General features: G+C 66.8%; 15 protein-coding genes and 1 riboswitch. Of the genes, 7 read left to right on the top strand and 8 right to left on the bottom strand.

The genetic code is table 11. The features are described from left to right. Positions 1–137 precede the first annotated feature (137 nt). From QO034_RS08950 to QO034_RS08940, 3 genes are all read left to right on the top strand, one after another. Entirely contained in the window at positions 138–833 is a 696-nt protein-coding gene (locus tag QO034_RS08950; protein ID WP_284485175.1) for a DUF484 family protein, read from the top strand. Then, positions 830–1,750: a tyrosine recombinase XerC gene (locus tag QO034_RS08945; protein WP_284485174.1), complete on the top strand. Its 921-nt coding sequence runs from the start codon at positions 830–832 to the stop codon at positions 1,748–1,750. The genes QO034_RS08950 and QO034_RS08945 overlap by 4 nt, the downstream gene beginning before the upstream one ends. 84 nt (positions 1,751–1,834) lie before the next feature. Continuing rightward, positions 1,835–2,533 carry a CDP-alcohol phosphatidyltransferase family protein gene (locus QO034_RS08940; protein ID WP_284485173.1) on the top strand — a complete coding sequence of 233 codons (699 nt, stop codon included), beginning with the start codon at positions 1,835–1,837 and terminating at the stop codon, positions 2,531–2,533. 10 nt (positions 2,534–2,543) lie between these two features. Here QO034_RS08940 and QO034_RS08935 read toward each other — a convergent pair whose 3' ends face one another. The 8 genes from QO034_RS08935 to QO034_RS08900 form a co-directional block, all read right to left on the bottom strand. Next, positions 2,544–3,011, bottom strand: a complete 468-nt coding sequence (locus QO034_RS08935; RefSeq protein ID WP_284485172.1) for a hypothetical protein — start codon at positions 3,009–3,011, stop codon at positions 2,544–2,546. A 62-nt stretch (positions 3,012–3,073) separates the two neighbouring features. Then, a complete protein-coding gene (locus QO034_RS08930) occupies positions 3,074–3,547 on the bottom strand; it encodes a methylated-DNA--[protein]-cysteine S-methyltransferase (protein ID WP_284485252.1) in 474 nt (157 codons plus the stop codon). A gap of 11 nt (positions 3,548–3,558) precedes the next feature. After that, positions 3,559–4,395 carry a DMT family transporter gene (locus QO034_RS08925; protein WP_284485171.1) on the bottom strand — a complete coding sequence of 279 codons (837 nt, stop codon included), beginning with the start codon at positions 4,393–4,395 and terminating at the stop codon, positions 3,559–3,561. A 207-nt stretch (positions 4,396–4,602) separates the two neighbouring features. Further along, entirely contained in the window at positions 4,603–7,611 is a 3,009-nt protein-coding gene (ileS, locus tag QO034_RS08920; RefSeq protein ID WP_284485170.1) for an isoleucine--tRNA ligase, read from the bottom strand. Between the two features lie 245 nt (positions 7,612–7,856). Next, positions 7,857–8,567 carry a VIT1/CCC1 transporter family protein gene (locus tag QO034_RS08915; protein WP_284485169.1) on the bottom strand — a complete coding sequence of 237 codons (711 nt, stop codon included), beginning with the start codon at positions 8,565–8,567 and terminating at the stop codon, positions 7,857–7,859. 79 nt (positions 8,568–8,646) lie between these two features. Next, on the bottom strand, positions 8,647–9,657 hold the full coding sequence (locus QO034_RS08910; protein WP_284485168.1) for a YcjF family protein: 1,011 nt from the start codon (positions 9,655–9,657) through the stop codon (positions 8,647–8,649). After that, a complete protein-coding gene (locus QO034_RS08905; RefSeq protein ID WP_284485167.1) occupies positions 9,654–10,103 on the bottom strand; it encodes a GNAT family N-acetyltransferase in 450 nt (149 codons plus the stop codon). Before QO034_RS08905 ends, QO034_RS08910 begins: the two co-directional genes overlap by 4 nt. Further along, a complete protein-coding gene (locus tag QO034_RS08900) occupies positions 10,100–11,515 on the bottom strand; it encodes a YcjX family GTP-binding protein (protein WP_284485251.1) in 1,416 nt (471 codons plus the stop codon). Before QO034_RS08900 ends, QO034_RS08905 begins: the two co-directional genes overlap by 4 nt. Positions 11,516–11,612: 97 nt before the next feature. Between QO034_RS08900 and truA the strand changes: the two genes are divergently transcribed. The 4 genes from truA (at position 11,613) to gcvP (ending at position 17,202) form a co-directional block, all read left to right on the top strand. Next, positions 11,613–12,380, top strand: a complete 768-nt coding sequence (gene truA / locus QO034_RS08895; protein ID WP_284485166.1) for a tRNA pseudouridine(38-40) synthase TruA — start codon at positions 11,613–11,615, stop codon at positions 12,378–12,380. Between the two features lie 130 nt (positions 12,381–12,510). Continuing rightward, positions 12,511–12,596: riboswitch (glycine riboswitch) on the top strand. Positions 12,597–12,744: 148 nt separating this feature from the next. Then, positions 12,745–13,869 carry a glycine cleavage system aminomethyltransferase GcvT gene (gcvT, locus tag QO034_RS08890; RefSeq protein ID WP_284485165.1) on the top strand — a complete coding sequence of 375 codons (1,125 nt, stop codon included), beginning with the start codon at positions 12,745–12,747 and terminating at the stop codon, positions 13,867–13,869. A 20-nt stretch (positions 13,870–13,889) separates the two neighbouring features. Then, positions 13,890–14,249, top strand: coding sequence for a glycine cleavage system protein GcvH (gene gcvH / locus QO034_RS08885; RefSeq protein WP_284485164.1), 360 nt, complete (start codon positions 13,890–13,892; stop codon positions 14,247–14,249). Between the two features lie 103 nt (positions 14,250–14,352). Beyond that, entirely contained in the window at positions 14,353–17,202 is a 2,850-nt protein-coding gene (gene gcvP, locus QO034_RS08880) for an aminomethyl-transferring glycine dehydrogenase (protein ID WP_284485163.1), read from the top strand. The last annotated feature ends 6 nt before the right edge of the window (positions 17,203–17,208 follow it).

The raw sequence follows: 17,208 nt of genomic DNA, 5'->3' as shown, positions 1-17,208 counted from the left end.
GCGACGCCGGCACACCACGCCCATTCCGCCGCGGCGGGCGTGGTGAATTTAATACAAGTTTTACTTTTGTTTCGGATTGGTCAGCGACCCGATACCAAGGGCCGTGCTATAAGGCCCGAAAACAACAAGAGGTTCCCATGAGCAGCAGTCAGAAACTCGAAGACGCCCTGCGCGCCGCGATCATCGCCAAGCCGGACGCCATTCTGGACGATCACGACGTGATGCGCGCCCTGATCGGCGCCAATGAACGGGCCATGGGCGGTAACATCGTGGACATGCGCGGCATCGCGATGGACCGGCTGGAAAACCGGCTGGACCGGCTGGAAAACACCCATCAAAGCGTGATCGCCGCCGCCTATGAGAACCTCGCAGGCACCAACCAGGTGCATCGGGCGATCCTGCGGATGCTCGACGCGGGCGATTTCGAACAGTTCCTGCGCGACCTCGGCGGGGACGTGGCCGAGATCCTGCGGGTGGATACCGTGACCCTGGTCCTGGAGTCCGCCGATCCGGCCGGTCGTCAGCACGACGGCATCCTGACGGTGGAAGAACCGGGCTTCATCGACAGCTATCTGACGCGGGAACGGGGCAACGCGCCGCGGCAGATCACGTTGCGCGCGGTCGAAGGGGCATCGGAACGGGTCTATGGCAAGGCCGCCGAATGGATCCGGTCCGAAGCCTGCCTGAAACTGGATCTGGGCGCGGATCGCCTGCCGGGGATGCTCCTGCTCGGCTCCGAGGACCCGAAGCGGTTCAGCCCGCAACAGGGCACGGACCTGATGGCCTTCTTCACCGGTGTGCTGGAACGTTCGATGCGCCGCTGGCTGTCGTGACCCTGATCTCGCCGGCCTGCCGCGACGCCCTCCAGCACTGGCTCGAAGGGCAGAAGGCGCTGGCCGGCGCGGCGGACAACACCATCACCGCCTATCAGGGCGATGTCGGCGATTTCCTGTCCTTCATGACGCTGCATCACGGCGCCCCGCAGGGCTTGCGCGCCCTGGAGAGGATCTCCGTCGCCGACATGCGGGCCTGGATGGCCCATGCCCGCAGCGGCGGGGTCGGCGCCCGGTCGCTGGCGCGCAAGCTGTCCGCCGTCAAGAATTTCTACCGCTGGCTGGCGGAGCGCGAAGGCTTCGAACCCACCGCCGTCCTGTCCACCCGGTCCCCCAGGTTCCAGAAGAAACTGCCGCGCCCACTGGCCCCGGACGCCGCCCGCGCGATGATCGAAACCGTCGACCTGCAACATGCGACGGCATGGGTCGCCGCGCGGGATTCGGCGGTTCTGACGCTTCTTTACGGCTGCGGGCTGCGCATCTCCGAAGCGCTGGGGCTGACCGGGGCCGACGCGCCGCTGCCCAGGGTCCTGCGGATCGTCGGCAAGGGCGGCAAGGAACGGGTGGTGCCGGTTCTGGATGTCGCGCGCGACTCGGTGGCCGCCTATATCCGCCTCTGCCCGCATCCGTTGACCGGCAGCGAACCGCTGTTCCGCGGGGTGCGCGGCGGCGCCCTGAACCCGCGCACGATCCAGGATGTGATGGCGCGGACGCGCCTTCAGCTCGGCCTGCCCGCCACCGCGACGCCCCACGCCATGCGCCACAGCTTCGCCACCCATCTTCTGGAAGCGGGCGGTGATCTGCGCGCCATTCAGGAACTGCTGGGACATGCGTCACTATCGACGACCCAGGCCTATACCGCCGTCGACACGGCGCATCTGATGGATGTCTACAACCGCACCCATCCCAAGGCGTGACCGCCCTGGCCGCGAAAACCGGACCGCTCTGACAAAAACCGTTTTTTGCTTTGCATCCCAAAAACGTATCCGGCAGAACGGGGCATGACCTTGTCCATGCGCGCCCTTCTCGTCCATCTGTTCACGGCCACCGGCGCGGTGTTCGCCATGCTTGCCATGCTCGCCGCCGCCGAAACCAAATGGAGCCTCATGTTCCTCTGGCTCGTCGTCGCCTTCTTCGTCGATGGCATCGACGGACCGCTGGCGCGCCGATACCACGTCAAGCACTATGCGCCGCAGTTCGACGGCGTGTTGCTCGACCTGATCATCGACTATCTGACCTATGTCTTCATCCCGGCCTTCGCGCTGTTTCAGTCCGGGTTGATGGATGGCTGGACCGGATGGGTCGCAATCATCGTCATCACCTTCGCCAGCGCGATGTATTTCTGCGACACCCGCATGAAAACCAAGGACAATTCGTTCTCGGGCTTTCCCGGTTGCTGGAACATGGTGGTTCTCGTGGTTTTTGCGCTGGAGCCGAATTTCTGGGTGATCCTGGCGCTGGTCACGGCGCTGTCGATCGCCATGTTCCTGCCGCTCAAGTTCGTGCACCCGGTGCGCACGGAACGCTGGCGCGCCGTGACCCTGCCGATGGCTCTGGGCTGGACCTTCTTTGCCGGATGGGCGGCCTGGGTGGACTTCCACCCGGAAAGCTGGGCGCATTGGGGGTTGATCGTGACCAGCGTCTACCTGGTCTTCGCCGGCATCGCGCAGCAGATCATACCGCTGCCCGACGCCGACTGAGACCACGCGATCACATCACGTCGTCTAGCACGATCTCGCGCCCGTTGAAGGAAAAGGATTCGCCTGCCTTCAGGCCCTGCATCGCCTTGTAGATCGGGCTCTGGGTCGAGATTCCCATGTAGGTTTCGCCCCCGCACTCGAACTTGACCGTCGATACGATGACCACGAAATGCCGGTTGTTGAACGCCACCACGGCGCCGGGCCCAACCGTGTCCGTCAGCGAGAAGTCGGCGTTCTCGATGGCGTCGATCTTGGCGTGATGCGTGTGCACCGGATGATCGAACGCCGCCGCCAGATCGGCGCTTTCGCGGGCATCGGCCAGATCGTCGGTGTCGCGGGTCTCCCGGCTGTCCAGCCGGCTTTCCGTCAGGTAGTTTTCATAATGCGCCTTCGCGGTCGCAAGTTCCGCCTCTTCCAGTGACATCAGCTTGTCGTGGATGGCCTTTTTCAGCGCAGCGCGGTCTCCGGGTGCGGTCATTGCCGACTCCTCGTTTTGTCATTTCGTTCACAGTCGATGGCGTGCGTGCGCAGCGCCTTGATCTAGATCAGCAATCCTGCGGCGCCTTCATGGCGCAGCAGTGCAATCTTGCTCTCTATCCCGCCCGCGCCGGAAAATCCACCAAGACCGGCGGCGGCAAGAACCCGGTGGCAGGGAATGATGATCGGGATCGGGTTCCTGCCGCAGGCCTGCCCTACGGCCTGCGGCGGAACGCCCAGATCCGAGGCGATGTCGCCATAGGTCCGGGTCTGACCGGCGGGAATGCGACACATGGCGGCGCAGACCGCGCGCTGGAAATCGCTCCCCTCCACCCGCAGCGGCAGATCGAAGCCGGCGGTCGCATCCGCGAAATAGGCCGCGAGCTGCCGCGCCGCCGCATCGAGCAGATCGCTCCGATCAGCCGCCTGCCCGCCCCAGGTCAGCCTGGTGATCGCGCCGTCGCGTTCCGTCAGGGTCACGGGGCCGGTGGGCGTGTCGATTGTCAGGCGCAAGTCGGGGCTCTCGGTTCGGGGCATGGTCACGGAGTCTAGAGCCTTGTCAGCATCATGCCCAGCACGATCAGCCCCGCTGCCAGCGCCTTGCCCGCATCCATGCGGTCACCGAAGGCCAGCCAGCCGATCAGCACCGCGAACAGGATTGAACTTTCCCGCAGCGCCGCCACCAGCGCGATGGGCGCCTGCGTCATCGCCCAGACCGCGATGGCGTAGGCACCGTAGGACGCCGCCGCCGCGGCGCTGCCCATGGCCCAGTCCCGCCCGCCCGCTCGCAGCACCGCGCCGCCGCGCAGGGCGATGCAGATCGGCGTGAAGATCACCGCGTCCAGCGCGAACAGCCAGCCCACATACATCACCGCATCGCCCGACACGCGCGCGCCCAGCCCGTCGACCAGCGAATAGCCCGCCGTCATCAGGGCCGACCCCAGAGCCAGCGGCACCAGCCGGCGGGATTCGCCGTTCCTGAACGCGCCCCGCGCCATCACCGCGATGCCGGTTCCAAGCACCAGGATGCCGGCATATTCCGCCGGTGCGATCGCATCGGCCAGAAACAGGGCGCTGATGCCGGTGACGACCATCGGCGCCGCGCCCCGGGCGATCGGGTAGACCCGGCTCAGGTCGCCCTGTTCATAGGCAAAGGCCAGAAACAGCTTGTATCCCGCATGAAACACGCCCGAGGCCAGCAGCCAAGGCACCACATCGGCCGCCGGCCAGGGCCGCGTCAGTGCGACGACCAGCCCCAGCCCGCCCTGAACCAGCGTCATGATCAGCATCCCCGTCACCTTGGAGACACCGACCTTGATCAACGCGTTCCACAGAGCGTGCAGGAAGGCCGCGAAAAGGACGGCGAGGAAAACGAAAAGGGTCATGAAGGCTGCCGTTCTGCGCGCCCGCCAGTTACGGCCATTCCGCCGGAAAGGTCAACGACAAGGACAAGCGCGGCGCTTCTTGCTGTCGTCTTGTTCGAGTATTTGATGCAAAGATGAAGGGGCAGGCCGCGGCGTCTTTCGGCCGGGAACGCCGGATCCGCCCTGCCGCCGGCGCAACGTCTGACCGTGCGCGCCGGCGGCGCCGTATCAGGTCAGGGCGCTGTCACAGCGCCCGCAGACGCCCGCATGCCCGTGCTGGCCCACGTCGGGCAGGATCTTCCAGCAGCGCTGGCATTTCGCGCCCTCGGCCTTTTCGAACACCACACCCACGCCTTCGGTTTCCGGGAACCGGAACGCCTCGGCGGGGCTCGGATCGCCGGTGAGCACCAGGTCCGACGTGATGCAGAGATCGTCGAAGTCCACCGATTTCAGTGCCGACAGCATGTCCGGGTCGGCCACGTGCACCACCGGCGCGGCTTCGAGGCTGGCGCCGATCACCTTGTCGGTGCGCTGCACTTCCAGCGCCGCAGTCACCACCCGGCGGGCCTGCCGGATCATCGTCCATTTCGCCGCCAGGTCCGGGTCGCGCCAGCCGGCGGGGGTTTCGGGCATGTCGGTCAGATGCACCGAACTGTCATCGCCGGGGAACCGTTCGAGCCAGACCTCTTCCATGGTGAACACCAGAACCGGCGCAAGCCAGGCGGTCAGGCGGTGGAACAGGATGTCAAGGACAGTGCGCGCGGCGCGGCGGCGCGGCGTGTCGCCGTCGCAATAGAGCGCGTCCTTGCGGATATCGAAATAGAAGGCGCTGAGATCGACCGTCGCAAAGGTGAACACGGCCTGGAACACCCCCTGGAAATCATAGGCGTCATAGCCCTTGCGCACCACCTCATCCAGTTCCGCCAGCCGGTGCAGAACCCAGCGTTCCAGTTCCGGCATCTCCGCCGCATCCGTCCGGTCGGCTTCGGTGAAGTCGTTGAGACTGCCCAGCATGAACCGCATGGTGTTGCGCAGGCGGCGATAGCTGTCGGCGACGCCCTTCAGGATCTCGGGTCCGATCCTCTGGTCGGCGGTGTAGTCGGTCTGCGCCACCCACAACCGCAGGATATCCGCGCCGTATTGCTTCACCACCGCGTCCGGCACGATGGTGTTGCCGAGCGATTTGGACATCTTGTTGCCCTTCTCGTCCAGCGTGAAGCCGTGGGTCAGCACCCCCCGGTAGGGCGCGCGGCCCCGGGTGCCGCAGCTTTGCAGCATTGAGGAATGGAACCATCCCCGGTGCTGGTCGGTGCCTTCGAGGTAAAGGTCCGCCAGACCGTCCTCTGCGCCATCGACGCGGTCGCGCAGCACGAAGGCGTGGGTCGACCCGGAATCGAACCAGACATCGAGGATATCGAACACCTGCTCGTAGGCGTCCGGGTCGACCAGTCCTTCCAGGAATCGCCGTTTCGCGCCATCCTGATACCATGCGTCCGCGCCTTCGGCCTCGAAGGCTTCCAGGATGCGGGCATTGACCTCATCGTTGCGCAACAGGAAATCGTCATCGGACGGGTGCGCGCCCTTTCTGACGAAACAGGTTAGCGGCACGCCCCAGGCGCGCTGGCGGCTGAGCACCCAGTCCGGCCGCGCCTCGATCATCGAATAGAGCCGGTTGCGTCCGGTCTTCGGCGTCCATGTCACCAGTTCGTCGATGCTGCGCAGCGCGCGTTCGCGGATCGTGGTGCCATAGGTATCCTGCCCGTCGCCCACGGGACGGTCGATGGCGGCGAACCATTGCGGCGTGTTGCGGTAGATCACCGGGGCCTTGGACCGCCAGCTATGCGGATAGGAATGCTTGATCTTGCCGCGCGCAAGCAGCCCGCCGACGGAGGCGAGCTTGTCGATGACGGCGGTGTTGGCGTCGCCCTCTTTGCCGTTGGGCTTCAGGATCGCCTTGCCGCCGAACAGCGGCAGATCGGCGCGGAAGGTGCCGTCCGGTTCGACGTTGTAGGTGATCACCTCGGCCAGCATCCCAGCGTCGCGGTAGAGTTCGAATTCGTCCATCCCGTGGGAGGGCGCGCAATGGACGAAACCGGTGCCGTCCTCATCCGTCACGAAGGGCGCGGCGCGGAAATCGCGCGGGGCGTCCCATTCGCCTTCGCCACTTTCGACGCCGGCGAGCGGATGTTCCAGGGTGAGGCCCGAGAGTTCATCCGCCGTCACGCTCCGCAGGCGTTTCCACATGCCGGGGTCCAGCCGGGCGCGGGTCATCACATCCTCGGCCCGCTTGTCGGCGAGGATGAAGCGGTCGCCCACATTGGCCCAGGATTCCTCCGGTGTGCCGGTGACTTCGTAAAGGCCATAGTCGAAGGCTTCGCCATAGACGACGCCCTTGTTGGACGGGATGGTCCACGGGGTGGTGGTCCAGATGACCACATGCGCATCGAGTAAGTCGCGGCTATCATGAACAACGGCGTGGTCCGTCGAGGTAGAGTCCGCAGGCTTCAGCATTCGCTTTGAGTTTTCACCCAAGCTGATCTTCAGATCATGATTAGCAGCAGCAACCCGGAACTTCACCCAGATCGTGAAGCTCTCCTTGTCGTGATACTCGACCTCGGCCTCGGCCAGCGCCGTCTGTTCGACGGGGCTCCACATCACCGGCTTGCTGCCCTGATAGAGCGTGCCGTTCATCAGGAATTTCTGGAATTCCTCGGCGATCACCCGTTCGGCATGGAAATTCATCGTGAGATAGGGATCGGCCCAGTTGCCGGTGACGCCGAGGCGCTTGAATTCCTCGCGCTGGATGTCGATCCAGCCGGCGGCGAAGTCGCGGCATTCCTTGCGGAACTCGATCTTCGACACTTCGTCCTTGTCGCGGCCCTTGGCGCGGTATTTCTCTTCGATCTTCCATTCGATCGGCAGGCCGTGGCAGTCCCAGCCGGGGATGTAGCGCGCGTCCCTGCCCATCATCTGCTGGCTGCGCACCACCATGTCCTTGAGGATCTTGTTCAGCGCGTGCCCGATGTGCAGGTGCCCGTTGGCGTAGGGCGGCCCGTCATGCAGGATGAAGGGGGGGCGGTTGGTCTTGGCCCTGAGCCGGCCGTAGATGTCCATCTCGGCCCAGCGGTCAAGCCAGGCCGGTTCACGGGTCGGCAGGCCGGCCCGCATGGGAAAACCGGTCTTCGGCAGGTTCAGGGTGGATTTGTAGTCAACGGTTTCGGTCGTGTCGGCGCACATTGTGGGCGTCCTTTGGATCTGTCGTGTCGGAATGTTCAGCAAGCGGTCGGTGCGAGGACTCAAACACCTTTTCCCGGCGCATCAGGGTCAGAGCGCCGGGGATATAATTCGAATAATGATCAGGCAGAGCTGTCTCATGCGCGGTTTATAGGGTTGCGCGGCGGCGGGGTAAAGTGGGGCGTTTGGGCACACTGCGCCGCGGTCCGCCGGCGCGCCGGTTCAGACCGGGCAACGGCCGGTCTCGATCAGGCATGAAACATCGTGCCGACCCCATAGGCGATGGCCGCGGCGACGCCGCCGATCAGCAGGGTTTCAAGGCCGGACCGCCACCAGGGGGCAAGCGACCAGCGGCTTTTCAGCGCGCCGATCGCGAAGAAGACGCAAAGGGTCATCACCGCGCTCAGCGTGAAGGCTTCGGGCAGCCCGAAGACAAAGGGCAGGAGCGGGACCAGGCCCGCGACCAGAAACGCCCCGAAGGTCGCCAGCGCCGCGCGCATCGGATGCGGTTCCACCCCGCCAAGACCGTATTCGCCTTCCAGCATCATCCCGATCCAGTTTTCCTTGTCGGAGGTGATCGCCTGGGTGGCGTCCTTCAGCACTTGCCCGCTCAGCCCCTTCTGGGACAGGATTTCCTGCACCTCGCGCCGCTCACCATCGGGGTAGCGCGCGATGTGGCGTTCCTCGATGGCGCGGATCCGGTGAAGATTGTCCCGTTCCGCCTTGGTGCCGGAATAATTCCCCGCCGCCATCGAAAACCCGTCCGCCAGGACGTTCGCGATGCCGAGCGCGACGATGACAAAGGGCGACAGCCCGGCTCCGGCAACCCCGGCGACAATGGCAAAGGTCGTCACGGACCCGTCTATGGCGCCATAGACCAGGTCGCGCAGGATCCCCCGCCCCGGCGGCGATCCGATTCGCGCGGCTATCTCTTCCGGGCTGTGTCCATGGTCCGGCATCGCGTCTCTCCCAGTTTTCCGGCAGCAATGTGAAACACCGTGCCGCCGGGTTCCTTGCGGCAGATCAACGTCGGGGCCGCTATCCGCCGTCGCGGGCGCCGAACAGTCCAGTCAGCGCCCGCCTGACGATGCCGCGCACCGACGGGCGATGGTTGCGGGTGAAGGGCAGCGGGCGGCAGACCTCCATCGCGGCGACGCCGACCCGCGCCGAGAGCGCACCGTTGACAAGGCCCTCGCCGAAGCGGCGCGACAGCTTGGACAGGAGCGACCCGCCCAGCACCGGTTCCAGCAGGTCGTCGCCCACCACCACCGCGCCGGTGGCGATCAGATGCGTGAACACCGCGCGCGTCAGCCGCCAGCCGCCGATGAGGCCGGACCGACCGCCATAGATTTCCGCGATGCGCCGGATCATCCGCAGGTTGGCGGCGAGCGCCGTCGCCACGTCCGCCAGCGCCAGCGGCACCAGCGCGGTCACGGTGGCGACCTGCCGCGCAGCGGCCTCGACTTCGCGCGCGGCCGCCTGATCCAGCGGCGCCAGGATGTCGTCTTCGGCCAGTTCCAGCAGCGCCTCGGCGTCGAACTGCTCGCCCGCCCGGTCGCGGAACCGCTCCCGGCCCCAGCGGGTGTCCTCGCGCCCCGCGTAAAAGGCGAGCAGCCGGTCGGTGACGGCGCGCGCCTGCGCCAGATCGCGCTCCGCCAGGGCCCTGTCGGCCGCCTGGTGCAGGCTGTCGATCCGGCCGAGCCGGAAAATCGCCGCCATTTCGCGCAGCGCGATCAGCAAGAGCACCAGCAGAAGCGCGACGATCAGCCCCGCCACCGCCCAGCCCAGCACCGGCGCGCGATCCACGAGGCCGGTGGCGAAATCCCAGGCCGCCACCGACGCCATCGCGCCGACAACCGCCCCCGCCAGCCCCCAGAACCAGCGCGCCAGCCGCGACGGGCGGCGCGATGCGGCCCGCGCCGCCATCTGCATCGCCTGCCCCGTCGGGCGCTCCGGGCCGGACGGAGCATCGGGCACCGGCGGCGCGTCGGCGACGGACACCGGCGCGGAGCCGTCTTCCAGATCGATCAGAACCGGACCTTGCGTCATGCGGCGGCCTCCTTTCGCCAGACATAGTGGATGTCGGGCAGGTTTTCATCGTTGTCGGCCCCGTTGCCCGTGGCCACCAGCCGGAATCCGGCCTTCGCATAGAACCGCCGCGCGGGGGCGTTGGCGGCGAAGCTGCGCAGATGCAGCCGGTCGACCCGGCGCTTGGACGCGTCCAGCAGCATCCGGCCAAGCCCCTGCCCACGGGCTTCGGGCGCAAGGTAAAGGCCGCAGACTTCCTGCCCGTCCCGCGCGATGAACCCCTGCACCCGCCCGTCCCGCTCTGCCACCGTCATCCAGCCCCGGTCGATCATGTCGCCGCAGAAGGCGATGGTTTCCGCCGCCGAATAGAGGCAGGGCAACCAGTCGGTTTCGGAATGGAACCGCCACAGGATCATCCCGGTGGCTCCGGCGTCGGTGGGCCGGGCCGCCCGCAGCAGCGCGGTCACAACCGGTCCCCGATCAGGAACTGCGCCGCCCGGTCCAGCCGGATATGCGGCGGCCCGTCGCCCGGTTTCAGGGTCAGCGGCGCCGGCGCAAAGGACATGATCCGGTAATCCGCGCCCAGCCAGGTTTCCGCCCCGTCGCGGGCCGGGCCGAGCAGATGGGCCGGATCGTCGGGCAGGTCTCCGGGATAGAACGCCGCCTCCTTGCCGGTGTCGAGCAGCGTGCCGCGCACGCAGTTCAGGCTGCGCCCGTCATGGTCGCGCACCTCTTCGGTGGTGGCCCGCAGTGCGGCGATGGACATGGCCGCCGTATCCGCCCCGGCGAACCGCGCCCGGTCGCGGGCGTCCCGCGTCAGTGCTTCCATGATCGCGGTCAGGCGGGCGTGCTGGCTATGGTGGAGATGGTCGGCCTTGGTGGCGGCGAACAGGATCTTTTCCACCCGCCTGCCCAGCAGCAGCCTGGTCAGGAACGCATTGCCGCCGGGCCGGAACGCGCCCAGGATGTCGGACATCGCGCCGCGCATGTCCTGAACCGCGCGCGGCCCCTTGTGAATCGCACCCAGCGCATCGACCAGGACGATCTGCCGGTCGATCCGCGCGAAGTGATCGCGAAAGAACGGTTTCACCACCTGACTCTTGTAGGCGTCGAACCGGCGCTCCATCTCGCGCCAGAGGCTCCGGCGCGGGGCGCCCGCCTGTTCCGGCAGCGGCGCGAAGGTCAGGACCGGCGAACCCGCCAGATCGCCGGGCAACAGGAACCGCCCCGGCGTGCAGTCCGAATAGCCCGCGTCCCGCGCCGCGTTCAGATAGCCGGTGAAGGCGCGCGCCAGCGCCTGTGCGCGGGGTTCCACCAGCGGCGCGGCGGCGTCTTCCTCCGACACCAGCGCGTTGAACGCCGCCGCTTGTTCGCGGCTGGCGATGCGGGACAGGGTCTCGGCGCTCCACTGCGCATAGCTCTTGTCCAGAAGCGCCAGGTCGAGCAGCCATTCGCCGGGGTAATCGACGATATCCAGATGCACCGTGCGCGGCCCCTGCACCCCCGCAAGCAGACCGTTCGGGCGCACCTTCAGCGACAGGCGCAATTCGCTGATCGCCCGCGTGCTGTCGGGCCAGCGGGGGGTGCGGGCGGTCAGGTCCGCAAGGTGGGATTCATAATCGAACCGCGGAACGGTGTCATCGGGCTGCGGTTGCAGAAAGGCGGCGGAAATGCGCCCTTCCTGCGCCGCCACGAGACCCGGCATCCGGCCCCGGTCCATCAGGTTGGCGACCAGCGAGGTGATGAACACCGTCTTGCCGGACCGCGCGAGCCCGGTGACGCCCAGCCGGATCACCGGTTCGAACAGCGTTTCGGAAATCGTGTCTCCGACGGTTTCGATGCCGCGCACCAGCCCGTCGGCAAGCGTTGAAATGACCAATACGGTCCCCTGCCCCATGCGTTTGCCCAAAGATAGGCGGGGCGGCGGCGGGATACCAGTCTTGCCGTCGCGCGTCAGGCAGGCTAGCAGCGCGGACATGCCGCGTTATGCCCTCAAAATCGAATATCTTGGCGCGCCTTTCGCCGGATGGCAGCGGCAGAAGGATCTGCCCAGCGTTCAGGGCGCGGTCGAATCCGCGCTGGCGCGGCTGCAACCGGGCGAGCACACCATCGCCGCCGCCGGGCGCACCGACGCCGGCGTGCATGCGCTCGGGCAGGTCGCCCATTGCGACCTCCTCCGCGACTGGGATCCTTTCCGCCTGTCCGAAGCGCTCAACCACCACCTGAAGCCCGCGCCGGTGGCGATCACCGCCTGCGCGCGGGTTGCGGGGGACTGGCACGCCCGGTTTTCCGCCATCGAGCGGCAATACCTGTTCCGCATCCTGATGCGGCGGGCGCCCGCCACCCATGACGCGGGGCAGGTCTGGCGGATCAACCACCGGCTCGACGTGGCGGCAATGCAGGCAGGCGCCGACCGGCTGGTCGGGCGGCACGATTTCACGACCTTCCGCAGTTCCATCTGCCAGGCGGCCAGCCCGCTGAAAACGCTGGATGAACTGCGAATCGAAGCGGTGGACAGCTTCACCGGCCCCGAGGTCCATTTTCACGTCCGGGCGCGGTCCTTCCTGCACAACCAGGTGCGCAGCTTCGTCGGCACGCTGGAACGGGTCGGGGCCGGGGCATGGACGCCCGATGACGTGGGCGCGGCGCTTGCCGCGCGGGACCGCGCCGCCTGCGGCCCGGTCTGCCCGCCGCAGGGTCTGTATCTGGCGCGGGTGGGCTATCCCGCCGATCCCTTCGCCTGACCCTTCGGTCAGCCGCCCGGCTCGACCGGATTGCGCAGGCATCATGCATTCCCCTGCGCCTGCGACAAGAAGGACATGCCGGTCCCGGTTTTCGGCCCTTGCCGGAACCGGGGAACGGCGCTACGGTATGCGAGTGCATACGGGAGAACCGGCAAGTCCGGTGCCGAAGGAGCAACCGCCCCGGAAACTCTCAGGCCGATGGACCGTGCGCACGACGAGACTCTGGAGAGAGACGCATTGCGTCCGCCGAAGGGATAACGATCTCAGGCGAAAGGACAGAGGGGGCATCACACGCACGGTCCCGTGCGGAAAGGGGATGCCACATGACCAGCCAGAATCAATTCGAATCGCAGGAGGAACGGGCATGACGGACCTGTTGAGAACGCCGCTGCACGCGCTGCATGTGGAACTGGGCGGCAAGATGGTGGGATTCGCGGGCTATGACATGCCGGTGCAGTTTCCGGCGGGGATCATGGTGGAACATGCCCACACCCGCGAGAAGGCCGGGCTTTTCGACGTCAGCCACATGGGACAGGCGCTGCTGACCGGCGCGTCGATGGCCGACATCGCCGCCGCCTTCGAAACCCTCGTGCCGATGGACGTGGCCGGGCTTGCCGAGGGCCGGCAGCGTTACGGGCTGTTCCTGAACCCGGAAGGCGGCATCCTGGACGACCTGATGTTCGCGAACCGGGGCGATCATCTCTACGTGGTCGTCAACGCCGCCTGCAAGACCGCCGATATCGCCCGCATGAAGGCCGCTCTGGAACCGGGCGTGGTCGTGACCACCGTGACCGACCGCGCGCTGCTGGCGCTGCAAGGCCCGCAGGCCGAACATGTGCTCAGCGGACTGAACGCGGCGGTCCTGGACATGGGGTTCATGGATGTCGCGACCCTGTCGCTGGACGGGGTGGATTGCTGGGTCTCGCGATCGGGCTACACCGGCGAGGACGGATTCGAGATTTCCGTGCCCGAACGCCATGCCGAACCGCTGGCCCGGCTGCTGCTGAACCACGAGGACGTCATGCCGATCGGTCTTGGCGCGCGGGATTCGCTGCGGCTGGAGGCGGGCCTGTGCCTCTACGGGCACGACATCGACGAAACCACGCTGCCCGCCGAGGCGGGGCTTGGCTGGGCGATCCAGAAGGCGCGGCGCGCCGGCGGCGCGCGGGCGGGCGGATTTCCCGGCGCCCGCGAAGTCCTGGCGCAGCTGGCCGACGGTCCCGCGCGGCGGCGGGTCGGGCTGCGGCCCGAGGGGCGCGCGCCGATGCGCGAGGGGGTCGAATTGTTCGCAGAGCCGGAAGGCGGCGCGCCGGTCGGCACGATCACCTCGGGCGGTTTCGGCCCCACGGTCGGCGGGCCGGTCGCGATGGGCTATGTCCCGGCCGGTCTGTCCGGCGAAGGCACCCGGCTCTATGGAGAATTGCGCGGAAAGCGCCTCCCTGTCACAGTGACAGCGCTGCCCTTCGTGGCAGCCAGGTTCAAACGCTAGTCCCGAAGGAAAAACCGGACATGAAATACACTGAAGAGCACGAATGGCTGCTGGAAGATGGCGACCTTGTCGTCGTGGGCATCACCGAGCACGCCGCCGAGCAGCTGGGCGACGTGGTGTTCGTCGAACTGCCCGAAGTGGGCGCCGAAGTGACGAAGGACGACGAGATCGTGGTCATCGAAAGCGTCAAGGCGGCGAGCGACATTCTCGCGCCGCTGGATGGCGAGATCGTCGAGGTCAACGAGGCGCTGGCGGACAACCCCGGCCTGGTCAACGAAGACGCCGAGGGCGAGGCCTGGTTCTTCAAGATCAAGCCGTCCGACCTTGGCCCCATGGACGATTACATGGACGAAAGCGCCTACAAGAAATTCATCGCCTGATCCCCGTCTCTGCGGGCCGGCGGCCCCGGCGGGGAGCTATTGAAACAGAGCAAGACGAGGCCAGCGCGATGCGGCGGCCCGTGCAGCAATGGGAGAGTTTGCCATGTCGTTCACCCCTACCGACTACCTGCCCTATGATTTCGCCAACCGGCGACATATCGGCCCGTCGCCCGAGGAAATGGCGGAAATGCTGAAAACCGTCGGCGCGTCCTCCCTGGACGCGCTGATCGACGACACCCTGCCGGCGGCGATCCGGCAGGAACAGCCGCTGGATTTCGGCAAGGCCAAGTCGGAACGGGAACTGCTGCACCACATGCGGGTGACGGCCGGCAAGAACAAGGTCCTGATCAGCCTGATCGGCCAGGGCTATCACGGCACGGTGACGCCGCCCGCGATCCAGCGCAACATCTTCGAGAACCCGGCGTGGTATACCGCCTATACCCCCTACCAGCCGGAAATTTCGCAAGGCCGGCTCGAGGCGCTGCTCAACTACCAGACCATGGTCAGCGACCTCACCGGGCTGGAAATCGCCAACGCGTCGCTGCTGGATGAATCCACCGCCTGCGCCGAGGCGATGACCATGGCGCAGCGGGTCGCCAAATCGAAGCAGAAGGCGTTCTTCGTGGACCGCGACTGCCATCCGCAGAACATCGCGGTGATAGAGACCCGCGCCGCGCCGCTGGGGATCGAGGTGATCGTCGGCAACCCGGACAAGATGGAAGCCGACAAGGTCTTCGGCGCCCTGTTCCAGTATCCCGGCACCTACGGCCATGTGCGCGACTTCACCGGCCAGATCGCCGCCCTGCACGCGGCGGGCGCCATCGGCATCGTCTCTGCCGATCCGCTGGCCCTGACGCTGCTCAAGGAACCGGGCGCGATGGGGGCCGACATCGCGGTCGGCAGCACCCAGCGATTCGGCGTCCCGCTGGGCTTTGGCGGGCCGCACGCGGCCTATATGGCGACGAAATCGGATTATGCGCGGGCGATGCCGGGGCGGCTGGTCGGGGTCAGCGTCGACAGCCACGGCAACCGCGCCTACCGCCTGAGCCTGCAGACCCGCGAACAGCATATCCGGCGCGAGAAAGCGACCAGCAACGTCTGCACCGCGCAGGCGCTGCTGGCGGTGATGGCGTCGATGTACGCGGTGTTTCACGGCCCCAAGGGGCTCAAGGCCATCGCCCAGCGCATTCACCGCAAGACGGTGCGCCTGGCCAACGGGCTCGAAGACGCCGGGTTCAAGGTCGATCCCAAAGTGTTCTTCGACACGATCACCGTGGATGTCGGCCCGCTTCAGGGCGCCATCGTGAAATCGGCGGTGGACGAAGGCATCAACCTGCGCCGGGTGGGCGAACGCCGGGTCGGCATCACGCTGGATGAATGCACCCGACCCGAGAATATCGAAGCGGTCTGGCGCGCCTTCGGGATCGTCCGCAAGGACGACCAGTTCGAAGCCCGCTACCGGGTGCCCGAGGACCTGCACCGCACCACCGATTACCTGACCCATCCGGTGTTCCACATGAACCGCGCGGAAACCGAGATGATGCGCTACATGCGCCGCCTCGCCGACCGGGATCTGGCGCTGGACCGGGCGATGATCCCGCTGGGGTCCTGCACGATGAAGCTCAATTCCGCCGCCGAGATGATGCCGGTCAGCTGGCGCGAATTCGCCCGGCTGCATCCCTTCGCGCCGACCGACCAGACGCGGGGCTACCAGGAACTGATCACGGACCTGTCGGACAAGCTGTGCGCGATCACCGGCTATGCGGCGATCTCGATGCAGCCCAATTCCGGCGCGCAGGGCGAATACGCGGGGCTGCTGACCATCGCCGCCTGGCACCGGGCGCAGGGCGAAGGCCACCGCAACATCTGCCTGATTCCGACCTCGGCCCACGGCACCAACCCCGCCAGCGCGCAGATGGTCGGCTGGAAGGTGGTGCCGGTGAAATCCGCCGCCAACGGCGACATCGACCTGGAAGACTTCCGCGCCAAGGCCGAGAAACACAGCGGCAACCTGGCCGGCTGCATGATCACCTACCCCTCCACCCATGGCGTGTTCGAGGAAACCGTGACCGAGGTCTGCGACATCGTGCATGCGCATGGCGGGCAGGTCTATATCGACGGGGCCAACATGAACGCCATGGTCGGCCTGTCCCGTCCCGGCGACCTCGGCGGCGACGTGAGCCACCTGAACCTCCACAAGACCTTCTGCATCCCGCATGGCGGCGGCGGCCCCGGCATGGGCCCGATCGGCGTCAAGGCGCATCTGGTGCCGCATCTGCCCGGCCACCCGGCCACCGGCGGCACCGAGGGACCGGTGTCCGCCGCGCCCTACGGGTCGCCCTCGCTGCTGCCGATCTCCTGGGCCTACATCCTGATGATGGGCGGCGAAGGGCTGACCCAGGCGACGCGGGTCGCGATCCTCAACGCCAATTACATCGCCAAACGGCTGGAAGGCGCCTTCGACGTGCTCTACCGCGGCAAGACGGGACGGGTCGCGCATGAATGCATCATCGACACCCGCCCCTATGCCGACAGCGCCGGCGTCACCGTGGACGACATCGCCAAGCGGCTGATCGACAACGGTTTCCACGCGCCCACGATGAGCTGGCCGGTGGCGGGCACCCTGATGATCGAACCGACGGAAAGCGAAACCAAGGCGGAACTGGACCGGTTCTGCGACGCGATGCTGGCGATCCGCGAAGAAATCCGCGACATCGAAGAGGGCCGCTTCGACAAGGACAACAACCCGCTGAAAAACGCGCCGCACACGATGGAAGACCTCGTGCGCGACTGGGACCGCCCCTACACGCGCGAACAGGGCTGTTTCCCGCCGGGCGCCTTCCGGGTCGACAAATACTGGCCGCCGGTCAACCGGGTCGACAACGTCTATGGCGACCGTCACCTGGTCTGCACCTGCCCGCCGATGGAGGATTACGCCGAAGCCGCGGAATGACCGCAT

This window comes from Sedimentitalea xiamensis, from assembly GCF_030164465.1.
Lineage (GTDB): Bacteria > Pseudomonadota > Alphaproteobacteria > Rhodobacterales > Rhodobacteraceae > Sedimentitalea > Sedimentitalea xiamensis.
This window is presented reverse-complemented; position numbering and strand designations above follow the sequence as displayed.